This is a genomic window from Roseibium sp. RKSG952, assembly GCF_009711355.1.
The window spans coordinates 1-971 of the sequence record NZ_SMMF01000434.1; the positions used below are offsets into that span (position 1 = coordinate 1).

Here is a 971-nt window from a genome sequence, read left to right on the forward strand (position 1 = left end):
ATCACCGGTCCGGTAAAGCCTTGCCCCCTCTAAACCCGAAAACGGATCTGCAATGAACCGTTCCGTCGTCAGCCCCGGCCGTCCCAGATAGCCTCGGCACAATCCTGCACCTCCGACAAACATCTCACCCACGACACCAATCGGCACCGGCTGAAGATGCGGGTCCAAAACATAAACACTCAGGTCCGGGATCGGCACACCGATCCCGCTCATCACCTGCTCCACTGACTCAGCCCTGACCACATCATAGGTAACATGCACGGTCGTTTCGGTAATACCGTACATGTTGACCAGCTGTAGATGGTTGTCGCCAAAACGCGTGAACCAACCCCGAAGCCTGCTTGGTTCAAGCGCTTCACCGCCAAAAATCACCAACCGAAGGTCCGGAAGGACAAGATCCTTTTCAAGAATCACTCGCATCAGGCTTTCGAACGCCGTCGGCGTCTGGTTCAGCACCGTAACACCGCTTTGCGCGACCAAACCGACAAAGGCTTCTGGATCTTGCGCGACCGCCCGCGGCACGATCACAGCCGTACCTCCCGTGCTTAGTGCACCCCAGATTTCCCAGACCGAAAAGTCAAAGGCATAAGAGTGAAAACAGGACCACACGTCTCCCGGTCGGAACCGGAACCAATCATCGGTCGCGCGCATCAATCGTACCACATTGTGATGCTGCAGCAGGCACCCCTTGGGCCTCCCTGTCGATCCCGAGGTATAAAGGACATAGGCAAGGTCTCGCGGGCATGACCTCGCCAGACGCTCGTGAGCCTTTATTCCAGAATTTTTCAGCCGGGAAAGGTCGGCGGCAATATCCGCATCATTCAGGATAAGTGGTCTCGGTCCGTCTTCATCAGTCAACCGGAACAACGTCTCGGCAAGTTCCCGGCTGGTCACCACCCAGCTCGCCCCTGCATCCGCAAGCATGAAGGCAAGCCGGTCCGGCGGATAGTCCGGATCGAGCGGCAGATAGG

General features: G+C 57.3%; 1 protein-coding gene. It reads right to left on the reverse strand.

What is annotated here, in order from left to right; all coding sequences use genetic code 11:
• A partial coding sequence (locus tag E1297_RS01415) for an AMP-binding protein (RefSeq protein ID WP_155132956.1) occupies positions 1-971 on the reverse strand: 971 nt, incomplete at both ends.